24 protein-coding genes and 1 tRNA gene are annotated in these 22,952 nt (G+C 47.2%); 10 read left to right on the plus strand and 15 right to left on the minus strand.

From position 1 onward, the window contains the following. Window positions 1-137: 137 nt before the first annotated feature. Both WC593_02930 and WC593_02935 read right to left on the minus strand, forming a co-directional pair. Window positions 138-2,294, minus strand: a complete 2,157-nt coding sequence (locus WC593_02930) for a PAS domain S-box protein (protein ID MFA4824091.1) — start codon at window positions 2,292-2,294, stop codon at window positions 138-140. 249 nt (window positions 2,295-2,543) lie between these two features. After that, complete coding sequence (locus WC593_02935) at window positions 2,544-3,344, minus strand: hypothetical protein (protein ID MFA4824092.1); 801 nt, start codon at window positions 3,342-3,344, stop codon at window positions 2,544-2,546. A 249-nt stretch (window positions 3,345-3,593) separates the two neighbouring features. Here WC593_02935 and WC593_02940 point away from each other — a divergent pair, with 249 nt between their 5' ends. Further along, a complete protein-coding gene (locus WC593_02940) occupies window positions 3,594-3,926 on the plus strand; it encodes a hypothetical protein (protein MFA4824093.1) in 333 nt (110 codons plus the stop codon). Between the two features lie 302 nt (window positions 3,927-4,228). Further along, the gene (locus WC593_02945; GenBank protein ID MFA4824094.1) at window positions 4,229-4,675 is read left to right on the plus strand and encodes an Hsp20/alpha crystallin family protein; all 447 of its coding nucleotides are present in this window, start codon (window positions 4,229-4,231) and stop codon (window positions 4,673-4,675) included. 106 nt (window positions 4,676-4,781) lie between these two features. Here WC593_02945 and WC593_02950 read toward each other — a convergent pair whose 3' ends face one another. From WC593_02950 to WC593_02970, 5 genes are all read right to left on the minus strand, one after another. After that, window positions 4,782-4,997 (minus strand): hypothetical protein, encoded by a 216-nt coding sequence (locus tag WC593_02950; protein MFA4824095.1) that lies wholly within the window; start codon window positions 4,995-4,997, stop codon window positions 4,782-4,784. Window positions 4,998-5,227: 230 nt separating this feature from the next. Next, on the minus strand, window positions 5,228-6,313 hold the full coding sequence (locus tag WC593_02955; GenBank protein MFA4824096.1) for an AI-2E family transporter: 1,086 nt from the start codon (window positions 6,311-6,313) through the stop codon (window positions 5,228-5,230). A gap of 377 nt (window positions 6,314-6,690) precedes the next feature. Next, window positions 6,691-7,095, minus strand: coding sequence for a hypothetical protein (locus tag WC593_02960; protein MFA4824097.1), 405 nt, complete (start codon window positions 7,093-7,095; stop codon window positions 6,691-6,693). Further along, the gene (locus tag WC593_02965; GenBank protein MFA4824098.1) at window positions 7,082-7,453 is read right to left on the minus strand and encodes a phage holin family protein; all 372 of its coding nucleotides are present in this window, start codon (window positions 7,451-7,453) and stop codon (window positions 7,082-7,084) included. Before WC593_02965 ends, WC593_02960 begins: the two co-directional genes overlap by 14 nt. 12 nt (window positions 7,454-7,465) lie before the next feature. Then, window positions 7,466-7,810 (minus strand): DUF883 C-terminal domain-containing protein, encoded by a 345-nt coding sequence (locus WC593_02970; GenBank protein MFA4824099.1) that lies wholly within the window; start codon window positions 7,808-7,810, stop codon window positions 7,466-7,468. 363 nt (window positions 7,811-8,173) lie between these two features. On the opposite strand from WC593_02970, the gene WC593_02975 reads away from it, so the two are divergent. Next, a complete protein-coding gene (locus WC593_02975; protein ID MFA4824100.1) occupies window positions 8,174-9,613 on the plus strand; it encodes a response regulator in 1,440 nt (479 codons plus the stop codon). Window positions 9,614-10,078: 465 nt separating this feature from the next. After that, window positions 10,079-10,474 (plus strand): hypothetical protein, encoded by a 396-nt coding sequence (locus tag WC593_02980; protein MFA4824101.1) that lies wholly within the window; start codon window positions 10,079-10,081, stop codon window positions 10,472-10,474. A gap of 24 nt (window positions 10,475-10,498) precedes the next feature. On the opposite strand, the gene WC593_02985 is transcribed toward WC593_02980, so the two are convergent. From WC593_02985 to WC593_02995, 3 genes are all read right to left on the minus strand, one after another. Then, complete coding sequence (locus tag WC593_02985) at window positions 10,499-11,713, minus strand: type III PLP-dependent enzyme (GenBank protein MFA4824102.1); 1,215 nt, start codon at window positions 11,711-11,713, stop codon at window positions 10,499-10,501. A gap of 12 nt (window positions 11,714-11,725) precedes the next feature. Continuing rightward, the gene (locus tag WC593_02990) at window positions 11,726-13,168 is read right to left on the minus strand and encodes a saccharopine dehydrogenase C-terminal domain-containing protein (GenBank protein MFA4824103.1); all 1,443 of its coding nucleotides are present in this window, start codon (window positions 13,166-13,168) and stop codon (window positions 11,726-11,728) included. A 591-nt stretch (window positions 13,169-13,759) separates the two neighbouring features. Then, window positions 13,760-14,242: a YkgJ family cysteine cluster protein gene (locus tag WC593_02995; protein MFA4824104.1), complete on the minus strand. Its 483-nt coding sequence runs from the start codon at window positions 14,240-14,242 to the stop codon at window positions 13,760-13,762. 108 nt (window positions 14,243-14,350) lie between these two features. On the opposite strand from WC593_02995, the gene WC593_03000 reads away from it, so the two are divergent. From WC593_03000 to pap, 3 genes are all read left to right on the plus strand, one after another. Continuing rightward, entirely contained in the window at window positions 14,351-14,542 is a 192-nt protein-coding gene (locus WC593_03000; GenBank protein MFA4824105.1) for a hypothetical protein, read from the plus strand. Then, complete coding sequence (gene pscS / locus WC593_03005) at window positions 14,539-15,720, plus strand: O-phospho-L-seryl-tRNA:Cys-tRNA synthase (GenBank protein MFA4824106.1); 1,182 nt, start codon at window positions 14,539-14,541, stop codon at window positions 15,718-15,720. The genes WC593_03000 and pscS overlap by 4 nt, the downstream gene beginning before the upstream one ends. 141 nt (window positions 15,721-15,861) lie before the next feature. Next, window positions 15,862-17,340, plus strand: coding sequence for a polyphosphate:AMP phosphotransferase (pap, locus tag WC593_03010; GenBank protein MFA4824107.1), 1,479 nt, complete (start codon window positions 15,862-15,864; stop codon window positions 17,338-17,340). A 5-nt stretch (window positions 17,341-17,345) separates the two neighbouring features. On the opposite strand, the gene WC593_03015 is transcribed toward pap, so the two are convergent. After that, window positions 17,346-18,272 (minus strand): radical SAM protein, encoded by a 927-nt coding sequence (locus WC593_03015; protein ID MFA4824108.1) that lies wholly within the window; start codon window positions 18,270-18,272, stop codon window positions 17,346-17,348. A gap of 64 nt (window positions 18,273-18,336) precedes the next feature. Further along, window positions 18,337-19,506 carry a tRNA uracil 4-sulfurtransferase ThiI gene (thiI, locus tag WC593_03020; GenBank protein MFA4824109.1) on the minus strand — a complete coding sequence of 390 codons (1,170 nt, stop codon included), beginning with the start codon at window positions 19,504-19,506 and terminating at the stop codon, window positions 18,337-18,339. Between the two features lie 206 nt (window positions 19,507-19,712). Between thiI and WC593_03025 the strand changes: the two genes are divergently transcribed. Then, complete coding sequence (locus WC593_03025; GenBank protein MFA4824110.1) at window positions 19,713-20,345, plus strand: DUF2150 family protein; 633 nt, start codon at window positions 19,713-19,715, stop codon at window positions 20,343-20,345. Beyond that, window positions 20,342-20,794, plus strand: a complete 453-nt coding sequence (locus WC593_03030; GenBank protein MFA4824111.1) for a DUF5814 domain-containing protein — start codon at window positions 20,342-20,344, stop codon at window positions 20,792-20,794. The genes WC593_03025 and WC593_03030 overlap by 4 nt, the downstream gene beginning before the upstream one ends. A gap of 141 nt (window positions 20,795-20,935) precedes the next feature. Here WC593_03030 and WC593_03035 read toward each other — a convergent pair whose 3' ends face one another. Together WC593_03035 and WC593_03040 are read right to left on the minus strand one after the other, a co-directional pair. Then, window positions 20,936-21,535: a hypothetical protein gene (locus WC593_03035; protein MFA4824112.1), complete on the minus strand. Its 600-nt coding sequence runs from the start codon at window positions 21,533-21,535 to the stop codon at window positions 20,936-20,938. 98 nt (window positions 21,536-21,633) lie between these two features. Next, window positions 21,634-21,718: transfer RNA gene (locus tag WC593_03040), tRNA-Leu, on the minus strand. A 208-nt stretch (window positions 21,719-21,926) separates the two neighbouring features. Here WC593_03040 and WC593_03045 point away from each other — a divergent pair. Further along, a complete protein-coding gene (locus WC593_03045; GenBank protein ID MFA4824113.1) occupies window positions 21,927-22,427 on the plus strand; it encodes a regulator of amino acid metabolism, contains ACT domain protein in 501 nt (166 codons plus the stop codon). Between the two features lie 38 nt (window positions 22,428-22,465). Here WC593_03045 and WC593_03050 read toward each other — a convergent pair whose 3' ends face one another. After that, on the minus strand, window positions 22,466-22,933 hold the full coding sequence (locus WC593_03050; GenBank protein MFA4824114.1) for an HD domain-containing protein: 468 nt from the start codon (window positions 22,931-22,933) through the stop codon (window positions 22,466-22,468). Window positions 22,934-22,952 lie beyond the last annotated feature (19 nt).

Genomic DNA, 22,952 nt, shown 5'->3' on the forward strand with positions numbered 1-22,952 from the left:
ACCTGTCGCGCCCGGACCCGGTTGTCAATTTTAAAGTATTCGCCCTGTCTTTTATAACAGTCGTGGTGATTGCTTTCATTACACTGATTCAATAATTCTTATAGAACAACGGGGCCTCATACACCCCACATTTTTTTTTATCTCTGATCAGTTTTACTGATCTCAGCAAGATTCTGGCGCAACTCTTCTTCCGTGACGGTCAGTTCTTCATAGGCTGCATTGAGCTCTTCGTTCTTTTTGAGCAGATCCTGTTCGGCCATAACACGGTCATTGATGTCGACAACTGATGCAACACTTTTTGTTGTTCCGGGTATAACAGCAACATTATTGAAACAATATTTGATCGTGCCATACCGGTCGATAAACCTGAAGTCGTAGATTCCCGGTGCGGAGAGGGGATCATTGCGCCGGTCATAATGGTACTTTTTCATCCGCTCAAGATCTTCTTTTACCACAAATTCCGTCCAGCTCCGCTTTCCCTCCAGTTCTTCTTTGGAATATCCTGATAACCGGGCAAATCCTGAGTTGGCAAGGGAGATGGTTGTGTCTTTTTCGATGATGATGGTGGCTGCCCCGGTTGTTTCAAAGAGGGTCCGGTAAAAATTTTCTGATTCCCGGATCGCCAGTTCTGCCTGTTTGCGATCAGTAATGTCCACAATGGATGCAATACTGGTAGTTGTACCGGGGATAAGGTCTACATGAATGATACAATCATGAACAGTATGGTTGACATCGATTAACCGGGCTTCGTATTTTTTTGGAGGCTTGGTCGGATCAATTCTTCTCTGATAATGATGTTTTTTCATCAGATCCACATCATCCGGATGAATGAACTCCGTCCAGCTCCTGCCGGTTTGTTCCTGTCGGGGAAGCCCGGTTAACGATGCCCAGACGGAATTTGCCTGAATAATCGTGGTATCTTCGGCAATGATAATCGATGCGTTGCCGGTAGATTCAAAGACCGTGCGATACAGGTTTTCAGATTCCTTAACTGCCCGCTCTGCCTCTTTGCGATCAGTGATATCCACTACAGCAAGGAGACTCTGCTGCGTCTCCGGAATCATTGTAACTGAAATAATGACATCCCTGACGGTCCCCTCGCGATCTTTTAACCGGCTCTCATAAACGGGAGGTGCCAGTGACGGGTTGATCCTGCGCAGGCGGTGGTACTCGTTCATCCTCTGAAGATCTTCTGGATTTGCCACAAAGTCGGTCCAGCTTTTTTTGCCTTCTATTTCTTTCTTGCTGAATCCTATTAATTTCTCAAATTTTTGATTGACGAGAGAGATTGTAGTATCTTCCTCAACAATCACTACGGGATTTCCATTATTTTCAAAAATTGTCCGGTACAGGATCTCAGATTGACGGAGTTCATTTTCTGCCCTGCGGCGAACGAGAGCATTGGTAATAACTTCAGAAAAAATTTTTAAAATATCAATATCCTCTTCGGTCCACACAGCTTCTTTTTGTATCGATGACAGTCCCAGCAGCCCGATAAAGGTATCTTCCGTAAAAAGGGGCACCTGGATGAGAGTCTGTTCCTTCTGCCGTAAAAGCCGCTCTTTTCCCAATGCAGGAATATCCGGTATATCCTTCAGTCGGGGAATATGAACAATTTTTTTCTGGCTTAACGGGTCCATGAACCAGCGAATCTCCTGCAGGGAGAGATGCTGACTATTTACTTTTTCAGGAAGTATTCCCTGATTATTCCATTCATGGGTCATTGACGCTGAAGCCTGTGCCGGACTATCCCACTGGATGATGTAACTGCGATCTGCAGAACAGAGCTTGCCGACTTCTTTTAACGCATGAAGGATCAGATCATCCATCGAATCAGAGGGGACATAGATGAATTTGGTTGAGATTTCTGCGATACTCTGGATTAAGGTGATTCGTGCATTGAGGGATCGCTCTGCTTTCCTGCTACGGATGGAGTGCCTTATTTTATGCGCCAGTTCAGCAAACTGGCTTTTGGGATCCCCGCCTTTTTGCATATAGAAATCAACCCCGTTATTAATTGCCTGGATTACAATCTCTTCCCTTCCTCGTCCGGTGAAGAGAATGAACGGGAGATCGGCCATGCGGGATCGAACTTCTTGTAAAAACAAAATTCCATCCATTTCAGGCATCTGGTAATCAGAGATGATCACATCAAATGTTTCGCGTTGTAAGAGTGCCAGTCCTTCCGGGGCAGATGTCAGTGTGGTGACGGAAAATTCCCCGGATTGTTCCAGGAAAATTTTTCCAATATCCAAGAGGTCTGGTTCATCGTCAACATAGAGCACTGAAATCATGTAATCCCCGGAAGATTATTTGATCAAAGGTGAATGTGAATCAACGCTATTTATGTATTTGTCCCATTTGAAAAATTTGCATACTGTTCAGCAATACAAGCCCTTAAGAATGGTAGGATGAGGTCACCTTTTTGGATTTGATCACGCATGAAAACAATACTCCCCGTTTTAAGTGCAAGACTGGTACTGATTATTCATTTCGGGGGAAAAAAATAGAAAATCTAACCTGCCGGTATATTTCTTTATGATCTATAAATTTCCCCTGACGATTTTTTCCATTTCAGCATCCTGTTCATCAAAGTAGGTATCAAGATAGGCAAGCGTCTCAAGATCTACATCCGCATAGGTATGGGTCCCGATCTCAAACGGGTTGTCCATGTCCCGGATAAGAAGCAGGAGACCAATCAACATACTGCTGATGACGCCAAAGATGATCGTTCCTTCTAACAGGGGATCAATTTTCACAAATAACAAAAGAAGGATCACACCCGCAGTTGCAACTTCGGCAAGGGCATAGGCAGCGGGAATGAAATCCGTCCGGATAATCACTTCAACCCGGTTGGTTATCCGGTCGATGGCACCCAGTTCATTTCTCAATTTTGCAATCAACGGAGGAGCGACATTGAGGTAAGCCAATGTCCTGATATCATTATTGATTTTATTCATCTCGCGGTTGATATCGGGAAGGTTGAATGTGTTCTCTTTAAAGCAGGTACTTATGGTGCGGTGGAGGTCGCGGACATGGACCCGGAAAATCCGTGCCGGTGCTTCGTCGGTAAGGGGGAGGACACAACTGTCATTATACAATGCCTTTAAAGACGCTGCCAGTTCTCCTCCAATCTTCTCGCTCTCCTTGAAATCGGTAAAGGTACCGGTGAAGATGATTGCAATGGTGAAGATGGCGCCGGTAATGAATGCACCAACCACCGGATTGATAGGTACGGTGTCATAACCGTAGATGTCGATCAATGTTCTTGGCACAAGCAGGATCAGCATGATGATCAATGCCTTGAACATGATACCCCATTTCTTTTTGAACTCCAAATCCATACAAATGAATTCTCCTTCATTCATTTTAGGAAGATCGGTCCAGGTCCACTTGCGGGCATGTGAAAAGAGGGAGAAGTGTGATGAGTGAGGATCCAACTCATTTATGTCCCGCTCCATAATTCCCCAATTATTGTAAGGATTTGTCAGGATCGAACTAATCCATGTCCGTATATCGGTACCGTGGGACATTGAAACCGTCGTTTGACGAATTATTTAAGTGATGAATTGCAACCCATTGATGGTTGAACTATGAGGAATACATCTGATCTGGTTAACGAGATGCTCAATGAAGCAAAAAATACCTTTCTCGCTGCAATTGCGGTCGGGTTTCCCAATGAGACGAAGTTTGTTTTCAGTTCCGCAAAACTTCCTTTAAAGGATTTGAACACACTCGTCCAGATGGGAGGATCGCCAATCGGCCTGCTGCGGTTTGAGAAGGAAAATGCGGTCATTCAGGGCATGTACCGTCCTTTTTTTGAATATGAGAAAGAACCCTGGGCAGGAAAATATCTCGCGGGTCTGCTGGAAAATACTCAGGAGATTATTAACTTAAGCCAGCAACCGGATTTAATGGATTATTAACTAAATCCCCAATCCCTCTTTTTTTAGACATTTTTCTTTTTCAATCCTGAAATTAGAAGCAATTTCAGCATTTCTGAAGATTGATCGTCCTTATTTCCTGTTGCCGGTCATATACACTGGTTCAGTACTCCCCCTTTTTTTATAATCCGTATTTTTTATTTATCACCGATAATCCGTAGAGAACTCACCATATCTGCTTCATCTGTCATAGCTGCAAGCGATACCTATATTGGCATAAACAACACTCGTCCATGTAACCAGGTGGATCAGCACCTGGGCAACAAAAAAGAGGAGGTAGAGAAATGGTACGACGTTTTCACAGATCAATCTATGATGAACTCGATGAACTAAAAGCATCCATGGACTACCTGTTCCAGCTTGCTCTTGAACCAACTGATAACCCGCTGTTACCTGCAGAAGAACAAACTGAGATCGTGTGCCAGTACCCGCATAACCTGAATGCGGAAGTGACAGAGTACGATGATGAAGTGATGGTGACCGTGGATATGATCCCGGGAATTGATACAACGGTAATCTCTGTAAACCTTATAGACCCCACAACTTTGAAAATTTCCTGCGATCGACAGGAAGATGAGTCAAAGAGGTATGACGGATACTACCAATCCGAGCAGCGATCCTTTTCCCTGCACCATATCATATCGCTACCCGTATCAGTTACAAAGAACGGGGCAAGGACCACTCTGAAAAATGGCGTGCTGGATCTTCAACTGAAGAAATTAACGCCATAAAAATCTTTTTTACTCCTTTCATAGCGATACAAATATCCGGTCCGTTGTTATCAGAAATGGCAACTGAATTTCACGGTTCATGCACACGTGTGTATAAAAAAAGCGATTACACGGAAGTATATGCCGTGTGATGCATGTCGGGGGTGATGATTCGGGAGCGCTTCTTGCACTGCTTGCACGCTGCATCCCGAGTTGCTTTATAGTGATCTCGCGGGGATTTGTTGACAATGGCATTTTCTGTAGAGCACTCAGGGCAGGTGAACCGGATAACATACCCGCTTCGGGTTCCGGTAATTTCAGGTTTTATGGAGTTCTTTATCATCGTTTTAAGGATTTAATGGGTGTTCTCTCAGGGTGAAATTGACCTGATCTCGCGTTCGATTCATGGGGATAAAAAGGGTTTTGCAGAGTATTGGGTGTGAACATAGCCTGGATGAGGGAAAGTTCCTGTTTGCCAAAACCGATTGTTATAGTATATGTATTAGAGTTCATTGGGTATAGCATGTTGGGTGGCAAAAATCAGCAATGGACTAATAAACGGGTAAGAATTTGTCAGTTTTTTTGAGCAGGGGGCGCTTTTACCTCTTTTCCACCCCCTATCTCATCAAAGAGGTGACCGACACCAAGAACGATATTGATCCATCGGAGATCATCGCACATCTGGAAAAACAGCAGGACCAGCAGGGTTATCGGAATGGCAAATAGCATGCCCACGAGACCCAGCAGCCAGCCCCAGAAGATCACCGATACGATGACAATAAGAGCCGGCATATCGAATTTGCGTGCCGCAAGATAGGAATAAACCGGATTTTCCACAATCAGGTTTAGTACGCAGACTGCGGCAATTACGGCGACTGCGCCCGGTATACCAAACTGGATCCAGGCAAAAAAGATGGCTGGCACAGCAGCGATTACGAGGCCGAAATAGGGGATATATCCAAGAAGAAAAGTCAGAACTCCCCACAGGATTGCTCCATGGACTCCCATAATGCCTAAAAAACTGCCAAAAAGACATCCATGGACAAAGTTCGTTTCAGTTCTGACGACAATGAAATCAATAATATAACCAGTCATACGGGAGAACTGCTGCATTGTTTCCGAATCTTTTCCGAATCTCTGTTCGAGGCGTGCAGATATGTTCGGGGCATCGAGCAGCATAAAAAAAGTAGTTACCCCGACAAAGAAGAGGAACATAATCCCTTCAACTATACTCATAGCCCCGACAAGTCCCATGGACAGGATATCACTGAGATTGATGGTCGGAGTTCCGTTTGTGATACTGGAGATGCCCATGGATGAGAGGATGGCCGAGATCTCCTGGAGACGGAGATTGAGCTCTGCCTGGTAGAGGGGAAGATCCGCAAGAAGAGTATGGAAAGACAGGATGGTTAAGAAAATGAAACCAAGTACTACAAGTGTTGCACCAGCAGTGAGGATCAGCACTGCATGAAAATCTGACAGCCCTTTATTTTTCAACCAGAACAGACCTGGCAAAGCAAGGAGAGCAAGGATGAGTGCCATTATAAAAATGGTGACAATGAATGCAGTCATCTTTACGGCAATGATTATGATAAAGATGAGTGCGATGAAGAGCACAACGCGCTCGGTCCGCGACATGGCTGCGGGAAACATAATCATTACTTTGTCTTCTGGTTAATATTATTCACCCGCAGATCCCTGTACAAAAATCTGACGTTTTGCTATTACAACGACAATTTTTTTGCTCTGTAGAAATCATTGAGAAAACTCTGACGCTCTCGGGGCTTCGCTCCCGCCACTGATGCACCCTCCATTGCGATGATGACGTATTACCTGAACCTTGCTATCGCGCACTGCGCCCGTCCCCCAACGGGGACTGGTGGCGCAAGAGGGGGGCAATACATTATGTAAAAAAAAGGTTTTCTAGAATGCAAATTTTTTTAATTGCTGCTAAAAAAAAATCCTTTTTTGTAAAACAATTCTCATAATACACGATATAGAAACGTAAAAAAAATCCCGGTTATATTCAGGAAATCCTATTCCTGCGGAGGGGTTTTATCGTGTGAGTTCTGGCGGGGAGTCCCGGTATATTTCTCGAGATACGCAGTGATGTATGGCATGACCATCGGGATGAGTGCCGACAGGATATCCATCATGGGATCGTGACGGCGCTTTGCCTTCTTTTTTTTGCCGTGCTTTTTTCCATTTTCTTTACCACTGCTGTGCGGAGTTATCATTCTGGCAATCCCGTATGCGGCGATCCCTCCCCCGACTGCTGTTGCCGCAGCTTCGAGCGGGTGCTCGCTGATGGCTTGAGTTATGGGTCCAAGCGCCTTAGCCGGGGCCTGCATAACACTCTTTTTCAGCTGTCCGTAGGATTCGGCGATCAATGCTTCGGTGACGAGAAGATCCTCTTCGGTTATTCGCTTACGGTTTTCCATGGCTAATCGTCTCCGCAGTCGGGGTCTTTAATATGATTTTATTCGATAGGACAATATACGCGATAATTCCGCCCAATGCAAATAGTACCGCTCCCGTGATCAGGAGGGCTGCCCAGAGAGGGACAAATACGGAGAGGAGGAGGATCATTCCCAGTACGAGAGCCAGAGTACCTGCTGCAAGCAATGTGATAATTACTGACAGATACATGGTCCGTTTGAACAGAAAGTCAAACGGTTCGAACACATAGTGCTGCAGGAACAGGTCAGTTTTTTGCTGGAAGTATAGATCGATGTACCTGAATGTTCTGGCAAATTCTGATTCTATCGACGGATCATCGATGCCGGCGGATGAGTCCATGTGATCCCCCGTTCAGTCGCGGGATTTGAAGATCAACACACCGATCAGAAATCCAATACCGGCCGCGATCAGGACTGCTGGAATGGGATGCTCGATGATGATATGTTCAACCGGCTCGACCTTTTTATGATAATCGGCTTCAATTTTTTCATACCCGGCGCTTACTTCGGTTTTAAGCTGGTTTACCCGGGATTCAACATCGGTGAGGATATGCCTGACATCCTCGCCTTTTATTGAAATGTCAGCATTCCGCAGTTTGCGAGCCGCTTCCTCGAGTGCTTCTGCGGTCTGGATTTTATAACTGTCCGCGCTGGGAACTCCCACAGTTATTGTCTTGTCTGCAGTATCATTTGACACAGGTATTCACCAACTCCTATCATGTCTTTGGTTTTATTATACATTTTTGTTTTAATTCCCACAAGAACAGGATTCTTATTTTGGTCAGGAAGAGATTTTGAGTGAAAAATGGTCCGGTTCCAGATCGATATTTCAGGTACAATCATTGACGATAGTAATATCCTGCAGGTTATTTTAAAAGTTGGATGTATATTTCCCCATCATCGTATTTTATCAATAATTTTAGCCTATACCTATAGTTGATTGTTGATACACTATGATGATAACATAAGAATTGCCGAAATAGCCGAAATATGAGTACCAGTTCACTGACGGTATTATGAATCAGAACCTGCGGAAAACGAGCAATGGAATCAGATATCTTTGACTGACACGATTCTTATCGTAGATGACAGCTCGTTCATTGTTGAAGGGCTTGCAGCTATCTTAAAAAAAAAGTACCGGATAATTGCAGTGTATGGCGGAGCGCAATGCCTCGAGATACTTGAGAAAGAGACTCCGGCTATTATCATCCTTGATATCCTGATGGAGCCTATGGACGGTTGGGAAACGCTGGTGCGAATCAAGGAAAACTCTGCTACCCGGCATATCCCGGTTCTCATGTTTTCTGCAAAAAAGATCAGTGCTGAGGAAGCAGAAGAGCACCGGATCAGCATCGACGATTTCGTATCAAAACCCGTAACTCCAAAAAAGCTTATCGAATCTATAGAAAAAGTGCTCGCACGTCAAAAAGCAAACCGTGCAAATATAGAGGTATGGAGATCTGCGGGAATCGCGCAGGACCGGATTGACAAATATACCTCTCTGATGACAAATCTTGAAGTGGATATGAGTCTTCTCCAGAATATGAAGGTACAGCTCTCTTTAGTCCGGGATGATGACGAGAAGATCCGCACGGATCTTGAAGCAGTTATCATTTCTATCGAGAGAAGGATAGAACAAGAACGCTTTTCAGGTGAGAAGTTCTCTCGCGAGATGCAGGAATCCGTTTCAGGTAATATTAAAGAAAAAGGACGTGTCGTACCGGTACCTGCAAAGAATGAGAACGTGCAGGAAATACTCCCGGTCGATGCGGGAATTAATCCAGCAGCTCAACCGGAACTCGCAGATTTGTCCGTTATGTCTGAGAGCGAAACGAATCTGTCCGCAGGAAAAGGTATTGTACCGGAAATGAGCGTTTTGCGTCAAGTGACTGCCCCGGAGATCACCCCAATTCCGGAGATTTACCCGCCAGCGAAAGGTCTTCCGGATACAGACGTAATTCCTGAACCTGCCAGTTCATTTTCTCTTTTTGAAGATGGGGACCTTCAGCAACCTCCCGGCAAAGAACCGGATATGATTGTGGTGGCTGAATCTCCTGGAGGTAAACGTACCCATAATCCCGTTTGCTCAGGGCTATCATTCCCAAAAGAAATTCCTGAAATTACCTCCTCCTCCCGCCCGCTTTCCCCGGAAACACGGGCGGGAAAAACCGGACAGGGAATGGATGCATCAACTGGCAAAAATGCTCCCCACGTTACGCAACAAAAAATACCGGCCGACCAGGAACCCCGGTCATTAAGGGCCAGAACGCTCGACAACAAACCTGTTAATCCAGAAATACCTATGCCCGGACCTTTTGGCTCCGGCACGGATACATCCTCCAGAAGTAACCCGGTGGATGTTGGCAGATCCTTTGGAAACGAAGAAGTCACTCAAAAAGCCGAGCGCGTATCTGACAAAGACACAACTCCTCCATCAGGGGGATTCATTTCAAGAATAATTTCAATGATCATGGGAATTTTTAAACGACCCGGGAAATAAGAACCATTCCATTCTCCTTGTTCCGAATGATACCGGAATGTAACCTTTTTGCAGAGGAACGAGTATCGATCATTTCAATCCTTATTCCGGATTTATCTTACAGGCAAGAAATAAGGAAAAAACCTTTTTTTCACATATATTTCACAAGCTTTATTTTTTCCAACCTCAATATACACCTTCAGATATGAGTGTGAACATGAAGGGTGAACCCTATGCAATTTATATTTTTGATCCCGGCTGCCCTGAATGCTGCTGTAATGAATGTGGCGAGGAATTTTCGTGGGATTGCACTTCCCGGCCATCATGCCCATCCTGTAATTCAAAAGACATCAGGTCTGTATAAACGATGGCCTTTTTGATCCGGTAATTTCCTTTATCGTTTTTATACAGAATAGAAATACAGATACAATAACATCCGGCTAATTAGTATTCAGATATACACCAATTATTTCCGGTTCTGTTCCCATGACTCCTGTTCAGGATTGCCTGCAATGCGGTAAGTGCTGCGAGAAGTGGGGTTGGGGACAGAAGGGGGTAATTGAAGATCTCATCCCCTGGATACAGGCTAACCGCCAGGATATTCTGCAACATGTTTTGATCAGGTTTGCTAACGGGAAAAAGTGCACAGCCCGGGATATTTCCAAAAATGATCTGCCCCACGTTGTCCGCATAGACTACTGGACAGATACAAAGGGCCGGACATTAACGTATTGTCCGTTCTTCTGGCGAGCCGAGGATGGCAAGGTGTATTGTAAAATTCATGACACCAAACCGAAAGTCTGCATCGGGTTTACACCATGGAATGAAGGCATCCGGGATTATGCCCTGAACTGTCCGGCTTGCCGGAACAATGCGCCATAAAAAGAGAGTACTGAAGTTTATAAATTACTTGTTGATATGCACAACTTTTGCCGGGGGGAACCCATTGAAGTACGTGGATGAGGCATGGGAATAAGCCCCGATATTTTCTGAATAGACCAGATCGCCGATCTCAAGGTCAGGCAACTCTGCGGAGAGCGTGATGGTATCAAAAGCATCGCAGGTAGGGCCGAATACCGCGGAAATGTGCGTCTCTCCTTCCTTGAATGACAGCACCGGGTAAGTGCTATGGTCAAAGACCTGGCCGGAATACGTGTGGTAAACTCCGTCGTTGATATAATAACAGGGTTTCCCGTCGCGGAATGCCTTGCCGACAACTTTTGCCACGACTTCGCAGGCATTGGCAACAAGGAAGCGGCCGGGTTCTGCAAGGATCTGCATATCTTTGGGAAACAACCGTTTTATTTCAGCAGTCAGTTGTTTTGCAAGAAGTTTGAAGGATTTGACCTCGGGGTGGTACTTCACCGGAAAGCCACCGCCGATATCAAGGATCCTGATTTTCCGGCCGGTTCGCGTCTCAACCTCGTTTATGATATCTGCGGACAGCTGCAGGGCCTGGACATAGTTCTCAAAATTTGTACACTGGCTGCCGACATGAAAACTAAGACCTTCGACAACGAGCCCCATATCGAAAGCTGAAATGATCAGGTCCACTGCCTCGCCCGGATGGGCCCCGAACTTTGAGGAGAGTTCCACGAGAGAACCGGTATTGGGGACTCGTATCCTGAGCACGAGACCTGCATGTGGTGCATGCCGACGGAGTTTTTTGAGTTCTTCAATATTGTCAAACGTGACCAGCGGGTTGTATTTGTCAAGCGCTTCTAACGTTTCAATCGGTTTTATCGTATTTGCATAGATGATCTTATCCCAGATCCAGTCCTGGCGCTCCCTGGCAGGCATTTTCCGGATATTTTCATAGACGATCATAAATTCCGGCATGGATGCAACATCAAAACTGCTGCCCATGTCAAAGAGCGTCCTGACTATTTCCGGATTAGAATTTGCCTTTACCGCAAAATAGACCTGGACTTTGGGCAGGTTCTGTCGGAATTCCCGGTAATTATCCCGGAGTTTTTCGTGATCGATAACGAAGATGGGGGTACCATGCTCACGGGCGAGATCCTGCAACAGTTCCTTACGGGCATCGCTGATATGGTGTACCCCGTCATCAGTCCCTTTCTTCTTCCTCTTCTTCTTTGCATCGACCGCGATTTTTGTCATTACATGATTCATTCATTGCACAAATAAGAAGTTTTTGAATTGCCAGACATCTTGCCGGTCATAATCATTCTCCGGATTCTCCTTGAAGTAGACCGCCCGGTTTTTCAACGGGGTCCAGTCTGAAGAGCCTGAATAGAATTCGCCAAGATATGGCCTTGCAATGTCCAGCACAAACTCATGGGGCAGATCATCGGGAAGACAGAAACCACGCCTGGGATTTTCAATCATCCACATGACCGCGGTCACGACGCCTAGGCCGACCTGGACCGTTGTCGCGTTCTGCCCGGGAGCAAGGGTCTTTGCTTCCTCAATCGAAAGGATACTCCCCGTCCACCAGGAATGATAAGGATGACCCATCAGGAGCGCACCTAATGTATCCGATCCGCTGATGATCTCCCGGTCATTTAAGATCCGCAACTTAGGTTGCAGTTCGTAATTTCTTCCCCGCAGTTCATGGAGCGAGGCAATGGTTGCATCGCAGGGTTGATACGCGTAATGCACGGTTGGCCGATAGATTGCCTTGCCGTCTTTCCAGACGGTCCAGCGATCTGATATGCCAAAAGCTTCGCCATGCCGGATGACCATGCCAACAATCTCATGGTGAGGGACCCACGAGCGCACCCACGTATTGATCCCCATCTTCGCAAGCAGGATCTCGTTTTTGGGCCCTACGGGGGGAATCGTGGCTTTTTCCGGAAGATCTTTTTCATGAGTTCCCCAGCCGATCTCTGCCGGGGCGGTCCCTTCTTCCCTGAGCCCTTCAATACACCATGTCCCGACAAATTCATCTACGGTTTTGGGTGACCGGGAAATCTGGGTATCCCTTTCTGAACAGTGGATAACTTTTACGCCGGTTTCCATCGCAAGCCCGGCAAAATTCTGCTTCAGGATCAGGTTCTTCATCCGTTCCGGATCCGGTGCTATGTCATCTGCAATCATTCTGCGCGCAATATCACAGAGACCCTGTCGTGCAAAGTGAGAGATGAGGCCAGGATTTGCACCGTGATCCACCACACAGGTTGCACCGTCATGCCAGTCTTTCGTGAGTTCGTGAAGTTTCATCTGACGGAAATACAGGGTCTTTTCATACGGGCTGGCTGTGAATTTCTCCGCATCGGGATCCCAGGCTTCTACGGATGTATTCACATACATGACGTTATGGTCATGACACCACTGCACCAGTTCACAGCAGTCAATATTCCACGCGAGATCTATCAGGAGACCTCCATCGGCAAGGTATTCCGAAAGAATCTGGTCAAGGTTATCCCGGGTAACTTTTCTCTTAAAAAACCGGAGACCACCTGTTGTCCACGCTTTGAGATCCTGCGCTTTATTTTTAAAATCGATAATGGTAATATTTTCAAGCGGTATGGTTACATGCCGGAGCAGGATGGGGAGTGTGCACTTGGACACGGCCCCATACCCGATAATTAACACTTTATTTTTAAATTCCACTCCTACCCCCCGGCACTAATTCCCAGAGCCGGATCTACGCTTAAGTTTTGATCATTGTACATGATAAAATGTTGAGAAAACAGGGTCTCTGGAATTGATTTCAGACTCGCATTTGACAGGAATTAAAAAAATCAAAGTTTCTGCATCACATTCTCTTTTTTCTCATAACGGGAATTTTTATAAAATCTGCGTCCCGGCACGTGATTTTTGCCGCTACAGATTTTTCTTCAGAATCGGGTGTACAGAAATCACCGGTATCATGTTTTTTTGTACACGTGGGAATTCCCGATTCGTTTCCTTTGGTAGGCTGTGTACCGGCGAGATGTTTACAGAGATAGGAAAAACTCATCATTTGCGTTCATCTCCAGCATTACCTCTGCAAGCACATAAAGAAATGTCAATATTTTTATTTGATCGGGAAATCGGAGTGTCTGTTCCAACGAATAAAAAATTATTGATGTGTCGTATATACCCGCTTTTAATCGGACAGAAAAAAAGTGTAGATGATTATTTTTTTACACATTTTAATGTCTTTTCCAACTACATCATTCCAATGCAGGATTGTCAGTTATCGGAAGTAATCTATTCCGGTTATCGCACAACCCTGTATCCTGCATGGGTGAGTGTCTGTTCCACATGTTCTTCCCAGCATTTTTCGTCCGTAATTAAAACGCCGGTAATCTCCCTGTTCCAGAGTATGCGAAGATCTTCATCAGACGTAGTTAACATCCGGGATGCTTCCCTCACCCGGCCTATCCGTGTATCCTGTTGATCCATTATGAGGATATGATAGCAGGAGTACTGGCGACAGAGATCGGGGCGGGATGTGTGAACCGAGCAGACACATTTTTTGTTGCCGCCTTCCCGCAGGAACGGGCAGGCCATCGGCCGAACAGTTCTGATCTCCTGCAACCGGAACAGATCCTGTTTATCAGGATCAATCGAAACGATCCGCTCTTCCCCGGTAACGGAAAATCCGATCCGGTATGATTGAGGTCCAGTCTCTTCAAGTATTTCGATAATCTCGCCCATGGAGCTGCAGCATTCTCCGCATTGCTGACAGGTAAACGCCAACGGTTACTCCCTCATTCTCTTGTTCTCGTGTGAGATACGATATACCCAGCGTTCCGGCACCGGGCTAAATACGGTTACTTATTTCAGGGCAATCTCAATACTAGTAAGGTGAAATTTTTGTCAAAACGGGCAGTTGACATGACGTTCCAGGCACTCTATACTCTTACCGATCTCCGGGTAATCCTTCGCGAAACGGCACCGCAGCACGAGCTGGATGACAAACAGCGGGTGCAGGCACAGCGGCTTTTGGAGAACCTTGAACGGCAGGTCGCTTCATTGAAACAGGAGATGCTGAGATGAGATGCGCGAGTGGTATCGAAGCGCGACAGGTGGATGAAGTCGCAATTAATATCGATCCTATCCAGGTTGGGGGAAGGCTCACCGGGGATGCAATGAAAGCCGTGATCGCTTACGGTGACGGGTATTCTGTCTGTGACAACTGCCGCAAGCCCAACCGGCTTGACTATATCAGCAAGCCCCCGATTGCAGAGTTCCACAAGGATGTCGCAGCCTGGCTGAACATGGATGCCGTCCGCACAGTGCCCGGTGCACGGCGGGGATTCCAGGCTGTCGCCCACACGTACGTTCAGAAGGGTGATCCGGTTCTCCTCACTTCGCTCTCCCATTATACCGAGTTCCTTGCGATTGAAGGAGCAGGGGGGATTGCCTGCGAAATTCCTGCAAACGATAAGCGCATGATAACACACGATGCAACCGCAGCGAAGATTGAAGAAGTTAAAAAACAGTCCGGCAAAGCTCCGGTTCTTGCTTTCATCGATCATGTTGACTACCAGTTTGGCAATATGCACGATGTAAAAGCAATCGCAAAGGTCTGCCACCAGTACGATATCCCCGTGCTCTATAACGGGGCCTACACGGTCGGTATCCTGCCCGTGAATGGCAGGGATCTGGGAGTGGATTTTGTTGTCGGTTCCGGGCATAAGAGCATGGCAGCTCCAGCTCCGTCCGGCATCCTTGCAGCAACCTCAGAACGAGCGGGAGAAGTGTTCCGCACGACTGCCATTATTGGCGATGTGACCCAGCGAAAATTTGGGATAAAAGAGCCCGAGATGATGGGATGCACGCTGATGGGTGTCACCCTTATTGGCATGATGGCATCATTTCCGCACGTAAAGGAACGGGTAAAACACTTTGACTTTGAACTGGAAAACAACCGGATCGTTGTGGATGGACTTCTTGCGGTTGAAGGAACGAAGATCCTCTCGGAGATGCCACGGAAGCACACGCTGACCCGGGCAGACACGATCGGTTCATTTGACAGAATCGCAGAATCCCATAAAAAGCGGGGCTTCTTCTTTTCAAGCGCACTTGAGGAGAAGGGGGTAACCGGTGTCATCCCCGGTGCAACAAAAGTCTGGAAGTTCAACACGTATGGTATGACGCGGAAGCAGGCAGTATACCTTGCGGAAGTGTTTGCCGGTATCGCAAATGAGAACGGTCTGCATCTGCGGGCATAAAACGAACCGCACCCTTTTTAATTAATCCGGCATTCTCGCGGATCCGGCTCACCGGTTGGTTTTAATACACGGGATGTCCCATGTTTCGTTATCCCGATACGATGACTTTAGTGACAGAATACCGGTGAGCGAGAGGGCAGGATGTTTGAAAAGCTGGATCTGACTAAGACTATCGATAATGAAACCTTTGAAAAGCCAATTGGCGATTTGAAAGAGCGCCTGAGTATTCTCCAGCGGACACTTCGCGATCTCAATATTCCCGTCATCATCGTTCTTGAAGGGTGGAATGCATCCGGCATCACCATGTCCATCCACGAGATCATCCAGTCGCTCGATCCCCGTGGTTTCAATCTGCATGCAATCGACAATCCCAGTGATGAAGAAGCGGCACGCCCGTTCATGTGGAGATTCTGGCTGCGGACCCCATCCAACGGAAGGATCGCCATTTTTGCCCGCAGCTGGTACAGCAGGGCTTTAGCTGAAAAACTGTCAAGCATTGGCTGGAAAAAGACAATGAAAGATAAGATCAATTCGATCAATAATTTTGAACGGCAATTGGCAGATAATGGCACGGTAATCTTTAAATTTTTTTTACATATCAGCAAAGATGATCAGAAGATGCGCCTGCTTGTCCGGGAACGAAACCCGTTGACTGCATGGCTCGTCACCCCAAAGATCTGGAATTTCCACCAGCATTATGATACCTATCTTCCGGTAATCGATGAGTTCATTGAAAATACTGATACCGCATATGCCCCATGGCATGTGATCGAGGCAACGGACCGGAAGTATACCATTTTAAAGATCTATTCCACCCTGGTAAAAATTCTTGAAAAGAGAGTGGCCGAAGCACAGGCAGCGCAATCAAGAAAAAGTAAAACCAAAAACATAGTCAAACCTCCAAAAAATCCCGTACGGCGAAGATCCTCATCAGAATCGCCTCATTCAAAAGAGGAATGCCAGGATATGCTGAACAATCTCCAGATAGAGATGCTGGAGCTCCATTATCTTCTTTTCAAGAGAAAGATCCCGTTCATTATTGCCTATGAGGGCTGGGATGCCGCAGGAAAGGGAGGAAATATCATGAGAATTGCCCGGCAGATGAATCCTTTGGGTTATGATGTGATTCCGATTGCAGCACCAACACCGAATGAAAAACAATACCACTATCTCAGGAGGTTCATCAAGCATTTCCCGAGCGCCGGTCACATTGCCATTTATGATCGCAGCTGGTATGGCCGGGTGCTTGTCGAACGGGTGGAAGGATTCTGTTCCGAGCACGAATGGCAGCGGGCATACCAGGAGATCAACGAGATGGAGCAGGATTATATTGAAAGCAGTGGCGGGGGGATGCTGAAGTTCTGGCTTGAGATAGATAAAGACGAGCAGCTCAAACGGTTCAAACAGCGGGAGGACGATCCGCTCAAACAATACAAGATTACCGAGGAAGACTGGCGGAACCGGGAGAAATGGGACCAGTATAATGAAGCGGTTGATGAGATGCTGGCAAGAACCAACACTCCCTATGCCCCGTGGGTTGTCATAGAATCCGATGACAAAGGATATGCCCGGGTCAAGGCGCTGAAAACCGTTATCAAAAGTGTTGAGAAACTTCTCTGAACTTTTTAAAATCCCCGGTGGAGTCCGCAACTCTGTGCACTTCTGATGGCAAACATATATTCATCGGCCGTGATCTTACGCTTAAGGCATGCCGGTAACGGTTTATTATCCGGATTGGACGCATGCCATGAAGGATGGTACTGATCCATGATATTGACGTAGGATTCCCGCGAGATATTTTCCGCTATCCATGGAAGGATGTGATCACTGCCTGCCAGGTTGTCCGGCAGCACCAGATGCCGGATGATCAGACCTTTCCTGGCTATACCCTCTTCAATCACGAGATCACCAACCTGCCGGTGCATCTCCTCAATAGCCGCTTTCATAAAATCTACATAGTGTGGTGCATCCGAAAGAGCAAGTGCCACTTCATTGCTTGCGTATTTTGCATCCGGCATGTAGATGTCCACAATGCCTTCCAGGAGCCGGAGCGTATCTGCAGAATCGTATCCCCCACTGTTATACACCAGCGGAATAGTAAGTCCCTGCCCGATGGCGATGCCAAGACTGCTGAGCAGCTGCGGCACGATATGTGACGGTGTGACAATATTGATGTTATGGCATCCCTGAGTCTGGAGCCGGATCATCATTCCTGCCAGCGTCTCAACAGGAACCTCTTGCCCCCTGCCACACTGGCTGATAGCATAATTCTGGCAGAACCCGCAGGCTAAGTTGCAGTGGGTAACAAAGATGGTACCTGAACCATTCCGCCCGACAAGCGGGGGCTCTTCACCAAAATGCGGGCCGTAACTGGCAATGACAGGAAGAAACCCGGTCCTGCAGTACCCTTTCTCATTGCAGGTCCGGTTAACCCGGCATTGGCGCGGGCAGATTGTACAGGATTTTAAAATATCATAGGCCCGATCGATGCGTTCGGCCAGCTCTCCGGAGTTATAGAGTGTAATATAGCCCGCATGGTTTTTTTCCGGCATTTGCACCCGTACAGGAAAGATGGCAGCACGATAGTATAATTGTTGGTTGTGACAGGCAGGGATCTTACAAGTCTGAAACGATCTCACTGTTCAGTGCCGTAACATACTTCAGTTCCGTACATGCCTTGTCGATAATGGCGGTGATCTCCATCTTCTGCTCGCATTCCAGAATGGCTTCCAGTACAGCAGCAGTTGCGGGCATCTTGGGGACTGCCCGGCAGGCAAGATCGCCCGGGTGCGTGTCAAACGTGCCTATGCGGCGGGCCAGGGTGATGGTCTCTTCCTTGTCGTACGTGATGAGGGGGCGGAGCACCGGTACGGTTAATCCTTCTGAAATAACAGAAAGGTTGGGCAGCGTCTGGGAAGCTACCTGCCCGAGATTTTCACCGGTAATAATTGCCAGGGCACCTTCGTGCTGCATGAGGCGGGAAGCAACCTGCAGCATGAACCGCTTGCAGATCACGCACCGGTATCTCGGTGGGATACGGAGCTCCTGCATACGGTCATACAGGGGCTCGCTGTTTGCAATCACCATCATGAGCGGATTACCGGCACACCAGCGCGAGAGCCGGCGGTGGTTTTCGATTGCTGCCGCCTTTACATCGCTCCCGGCCCAGCGGCCACCGTCAAGATGAATGTGGGTGATCTCGCACCCGCGTTTCATGGCAAGCCATGATGCTACTGGTGAATCAATCCCCGAGGAGAGAAGTACCAGCGCCCGCCCCTGCGTTCCCCAGGGCAATCCACCGGGGGATGTAATCCGTGAATCATATACCAGTCCGCCAAAATCCCTCACTTCGACAAAGACCTCGTAATCAGGATGATCAAGGTCAACGTGCAGGCCGGGAATCTGCTCATAGATTGCAGAACCTATCCGGGCACCCAGTACCTGGCTGTCAAGTCCTGTCTTCTGCTGGCGTTTTGCCCGGACGGCAAAACTCATACCCGCTGAAAGGTGTTCTTTTGCCAGGGTAATTGCTGCTGTGCAGAGATCATCGATATGACCCCCGGTTTTTATGCAGATGCTGACATCGACAATCCCAAAAATACGCGAGACAATATCGGCTATTTTTTCGGGCTCATCGCCAAAGATCAGGATACGCCCCCGGGGCGTTTCGTAATGTCCACGCAGCCCTGACGCGGCAAGTGCTTTTCCGATATTTCGTAAGAGCAATCCGATAAAATGGTGTTTCACCGGTTCGCTTTTTAAAAACAGCTCGCCGTATCGTACCATTACGAGCCGTTTTGAACTGCAGTTTTCTTGGCCGGTTTGCATATTCTTATGAACTATTGATATTCAAGGGAGATAACCATTGGCGGTGACAGACTGTTTTTGCGGATGTTTTTTCATTTTCAAGTACTGTTTTTACGGGATTTGTTGTTAAAAAAAGAGTACTGACAACGAAATCCTTTAATCAGGAGAGTGAATAGTGTACTGAAATGGCGAAAAAGGCGAGTAAGAAAATCGAGGCTGAACCGCTGAAGTTGTTTTATATTTTTTACAACCAGGAACGCTGGGACAACTGGTTAAAATCCCTCAAAGAAGCGAGTTTTGAATCTGACCCCAAGAGTGAAGAGTTGCCCGAAGGATTCCGGATACTTGACGGATTCTCAGTCGACATCACTGTTTCTGTCTTAAAGATCATCAAGCTCTACCAGAACAAGCGGTATACCTTTGAAGAGGCAGTTGACAAACTCTCGCAGGTCGAGGCAATCGTCATGTCCCCTGCTCCCGAAGGTGAGCTTGGTGAGCTTGTGGAGCTTCTCCAGCTCCCCAAACTGGCGCTCTTTGCATCCTGCCGGCTCTATCTTGCCGGGGGTTTTGACAAGGACATCAAGACACTGGTCAAGAAAGGCAAGGCTGAAGTAGAGAAGGACATGGAAAAAGCGCTTGAAACGGTATCAAATATCGGTGCCGCTGTTATCGACGGCGCAACCTGCTGCAGCAAATATGTCAAAGACGATGTTGAACAGACCACGCTTTTTGATGAATGGCTGATCGAGTGCGAGCGGATGGGCGAAGCAATGACTTCGTTAAAGAACTTTGATGAGACAACAGGAGACGAGGATTGATCGCTGACCGGGCACGGTTCCGGAATGCAAAAAAAATTGAGCGGCTCACCGGCTATCGCCTTCCTGAGCTTGCATTTTCCGGCACCATGCTCGAAGCACTCTGTTCGCGCCTGGATTATGATTCACTTGACTATGGCGTGAGAGACCAGATCCTTGCTTTTTTTAACGATTTTCTCCGCTGCACCTGTAAGGATTCCCCCCTCTGCGGCTGCCCGGAAAAAAAGTTCTCGAAAAAAGTCATTGAGCTCCGCGAGAACGGGCTCGATCACCGGCAGATCGCCGTTTTCCTGCAGGACGAGTACGGAATAGAAGTATTTCCCGCAGATATTCTCTCATTTCTCGAAGAGTCCGTGCATGTACTCGAAGCAATGTCGGATGTTGCACGATTGCAGGGACAAGCCGATCTGGCGAAAAAAACCGATGAACATATACGGCTCATTGAACGGTAATTTCTCTGTTGCGGGTATAACTCTTAAGAACTCATTACCCCACCCATGCAATTTTAATTCCCAGATAATTAAAAAAAAACGGGTAAATAATCCCCCTATCGTTAGTTTTTTTTAAAATAGTAATATACCGAATCGCTACACTTACCGTATTTTATCTGCTGCCCGCTCCGCAAGGTGCAAAAATGCCGGGTATGTTGCGGGAGTTCCTTCGAATGAGAATACCTCATATTTGCCGGATTTTACAAACCCGATTACATAGAAGTATGTTTCTGCTCCCGTCGTACTCGTAGTCGTAACCTTTATGGCAAAACTTTTTTCTCCCAGATTCGGGTCGGGAAGGAGCAGTGCAGTTATATCAGTGCTCTTTATGTCAGTAAAGGACCTCTTGTGTTCCTCCAGCATCGCAGAAGCATTTGCCTCATCGAAGATCATGATATCCTGCTCCATTACCTTCGATTTATCCGTGAGCGGGATTGCATCTGCATACAGGGTGCGATGTCCCCGCTGCCATCCAAAATTTCTCATAGTGCCGGTGACATCCGATGCCTGCATAGGTCCGTCAGCTGCCCGTACCAATCCTTGGGGCAGATCTTCTGGAGAGAGCAACAGGTGATCAAACTCCGTACCCGTTTTTAGCGAAGCGGATTGTTGCGCAGGTGATGAAGATGGTGAAGTACAACCTGATAAAAAAATTGCTGTTATAACAAGAAGAGCAACTATTGTGATCCCGGTCTTTTTCATGACAATTTTTGTGTTGGATAAAATAATGAATCTTGTCAAAATAACGTTTTTGAAGATACGTCAACCGGGGTTAACAATGAAAAGTTTCAAAACAGCAATGCGAGGGATGGGATTCGAACCCAAGAACTCCTACGAGACTAGGCCCTCAACCTAGCGCCTTTGACCTGGCTTGGCTACCCTCGCTTTTGTGCCATAACAAAGAGGTTGTCCATCTAAAAGAATGTTATGTTCGGTAAGCGTCTGATCGCCCGGAATAACCGGAGATTTGGATTGGTTTTTTGTGCGATTACAAATTATTGCGGTTGGCCGGGCCTTGAAAAAATTTCATGTACCTTGATGACTCCGGATTTACATAGATGTATATTTATATGCGTCATACCCAGTGGTGAGTATGTGGTCTGATATCATCAGTGAATTTGCTGATTCGCCTTCACAGAGCCGGGTGGTGCGGTTCCTTCTTGAAAACGGTTTTGGGGTGACAGAGGATGGCCGGATCAGCTGCAATGGTATCGAGATGCCGGCAACGGCTGTCGCAAAAGCGATCGGATCAGACCGTCGGGTGGTAGATTCAACAGCTCGACGCATTCTTGAGCGCCCGTTACTCAGGGATATTTTTCTGAATATGCGGGCTACTCCGGACCTGAGCAGGGTTGCCGAATCACTCGGGTTTACCGTAATTGTCGTGCTTCCCAAGAATGCCAATGAGCGCGGGATTGTCGGGGCTGCTGTACGCGTACTTTCCGATCACCTTCTTTCCATACGGCAGATATTTGTCACCGATCCGCAATTTTCCGAGGAACCGAAACTGGTGATCATCGTTGAAGAACCCCTGCCTCTGGGCGTTATTGAGCAGATCCGGGCACTGCCGCAGGTAAAACAGGTTATCATATAAGCCGCACAGGGCAATAAAAGAAAAACCGTTTAATTTTTTTATTTGCAGAGAAGTTCGACTTCAGTTGCAAGCTGGTACATCCTCTCTCTTACCTTCCGGGGAAGGTGAGATGCCTGACTGATACTCTGCTCAATACTCATCCTCCGGGAACCGGCACACAGGTTGTCAGCATGGCAGACAATCTTCTCTTCAATGGTTCCAGGCATGCAATCCCGTGGAATCAATCCCAGCAGTGAACATTCGTCAGCTGTCAGTCCTGCACCGGTATGACACTCAACGATACGGGCAACTTTTTCAGAAAAACCTTTGGCCCGCAGGAGATCTGCACCCTGCTGTGCATGTGCAATCGTGTGGGTGCTACCCCGTCCGATATCATGCAGCATGGCACCTGCCTGTACCAAAGAAAAATCAATCGAGGGATTGTGCTGTGCGTATTCACACGCACAATCTGTCACTGCCCTGCAGTGGGCAATGACTTTTTCGCTGCACCCGGCATCGCGCAGCATTTTTTCATAGTTTTCTCTT

Source organism: Methanoregula sp. (assembly GCA_041645435.1).
Classification (GTDB): Archaea; Halobacteriota; Methanomicrobia; order Methanomicrobiales; family Methanospirillaceae; genus Methanoregula.

What these genes read in the sequence shown, in the direction of transcription:
- WC593_03035 (MFA4824112.1), bottom strand. Translation starts at nt 21,535, where the DNA reads ATGAAAAAGACCGGGATCACAATAGTTGCTCTTCTTGTTATAACAGCA.
- WC593_03045 (MFA4824113.1), top strand. Translation starts at nt 21,927, where the DNA reads ATGTGGTCTGATATCATCAGTGAATTTGCTGATTCGCCTTCACAGAGC.
- WC593_02940 (MFA4824093.1), top strand. Translation starts at nt 3,594, where the DNA reads ATGAGGAATACATCTGATCTGGTTAACGAGATGCTCAATGAAGCAAAA.
- WC593_03015 (MFA4824108.1), bottom strand. Translation starts at nt 18,272, where the DNA reads ATGCCGGAAAAAAACCATGCGGGCTATATTACACTCTATAACTCCGGA.
- WC593_02935 (MFA4824092.1), bottom strand. Translation starts at nt 3,344, where the DNA reads ATGGATTTGGAGTTCAAAAAGAAATGGGGTATCATGTTCAAGGCATTG.
- thiI (MFA4824109.1), bottom strand. Translation starts at nt 19,506, where the DNA reads ATGGTACGATACGGCGAGCTGTTTTTAAAAAGCGAACCGGTGAAACAC.
- WC593_02965 (MFA4824098.1), bottom strand. Translation starts at nt 7,453, where the DNA reads ATGGACTCATCCGCCGGCATCGATGATCCGTCGATAGAATCAGAATTT.
- WC593_02960 (MFA4824097.1), bottom strand. Translation starts at nt 7,095, where the DNA reads ATGGAAAACCGTAAGCGAATAACCGAAGAGGATCTTCTCGTCACCGAA.
- WC593_03050 (MFA4824114.1), bottom strand. Translation starts at nt 22,933, where the DNA reads ATGCTGCGCGATGCCGGGTGCAGCGAAAAAGTCATTGCCCACTGCAGG.
- pap (MFA4824107.1), top strand. Translation starts at nt 15,862, where the DNA reads ATGTTTGAAAAGCTGGATCTGACTAAGACTATCGATAATGAAACCTTT.
- WC593_02955 (MFA4824096.1), bottom strand. Translation starts at nt 6,313, where the DNA reads ATGATTATGTTTCCCGCAGCCATGTCGCGGACCGAGCGCGTTGTGCTC.
- WC593_02945 (MFA4824094.1), top strand. Translation starts at nt 4,229, where the DNA reads ATGGTACGACGTTTTCACAGATCAATCTATGATGAACTCGATGAACTA.
- pscS (MFA4824106.1), top strand. Translation starts at nt 14,539, where the DNA reads ATGAGATGCGCGAGTGGTATCGAAGCGCGACAGGTGGATGAAGTCGCA.
- WC593_02950 (MFA4824095.1), bottom strand. Translation starts at nt 4,997, where the DNA reads ATGATAAAGAACTCCATAAAACCTGAAATTACCGGAACCCGAAGCGGG.
- WC593_02930 (MFA4824091.1), bottom strand. Translation starts at nt 2,294, where the DNA reads ATGATTTCAGTGCTCTATGTTGACGATGAACCAGACCTCTTGGATATT.
- WC593_03025 (MFA4824110.1), top strand. Translation starts at nt 19,713, where the DNA reads ATGGCGAAAAAGGCGAGTAAGAAAATCGAGGCTGAACCGCTGAAGTTG.
- WC593_02980 (MFA4824101.1), top strand. Translation starts at nt 10,079, where the DNA reads ATGACTCCTGTTCAGGATTGCCTGCAATGCGGTAAGTGCTGCGAGAAG.
- WC593_02985 (MFA4824102.1), bottom strand. Translation starts at nt 11,713, where the DNA reads ATGACAAAAATCGCGGTCGATGCAAAGAAGAAGAGGAAGAAGAAAGGG.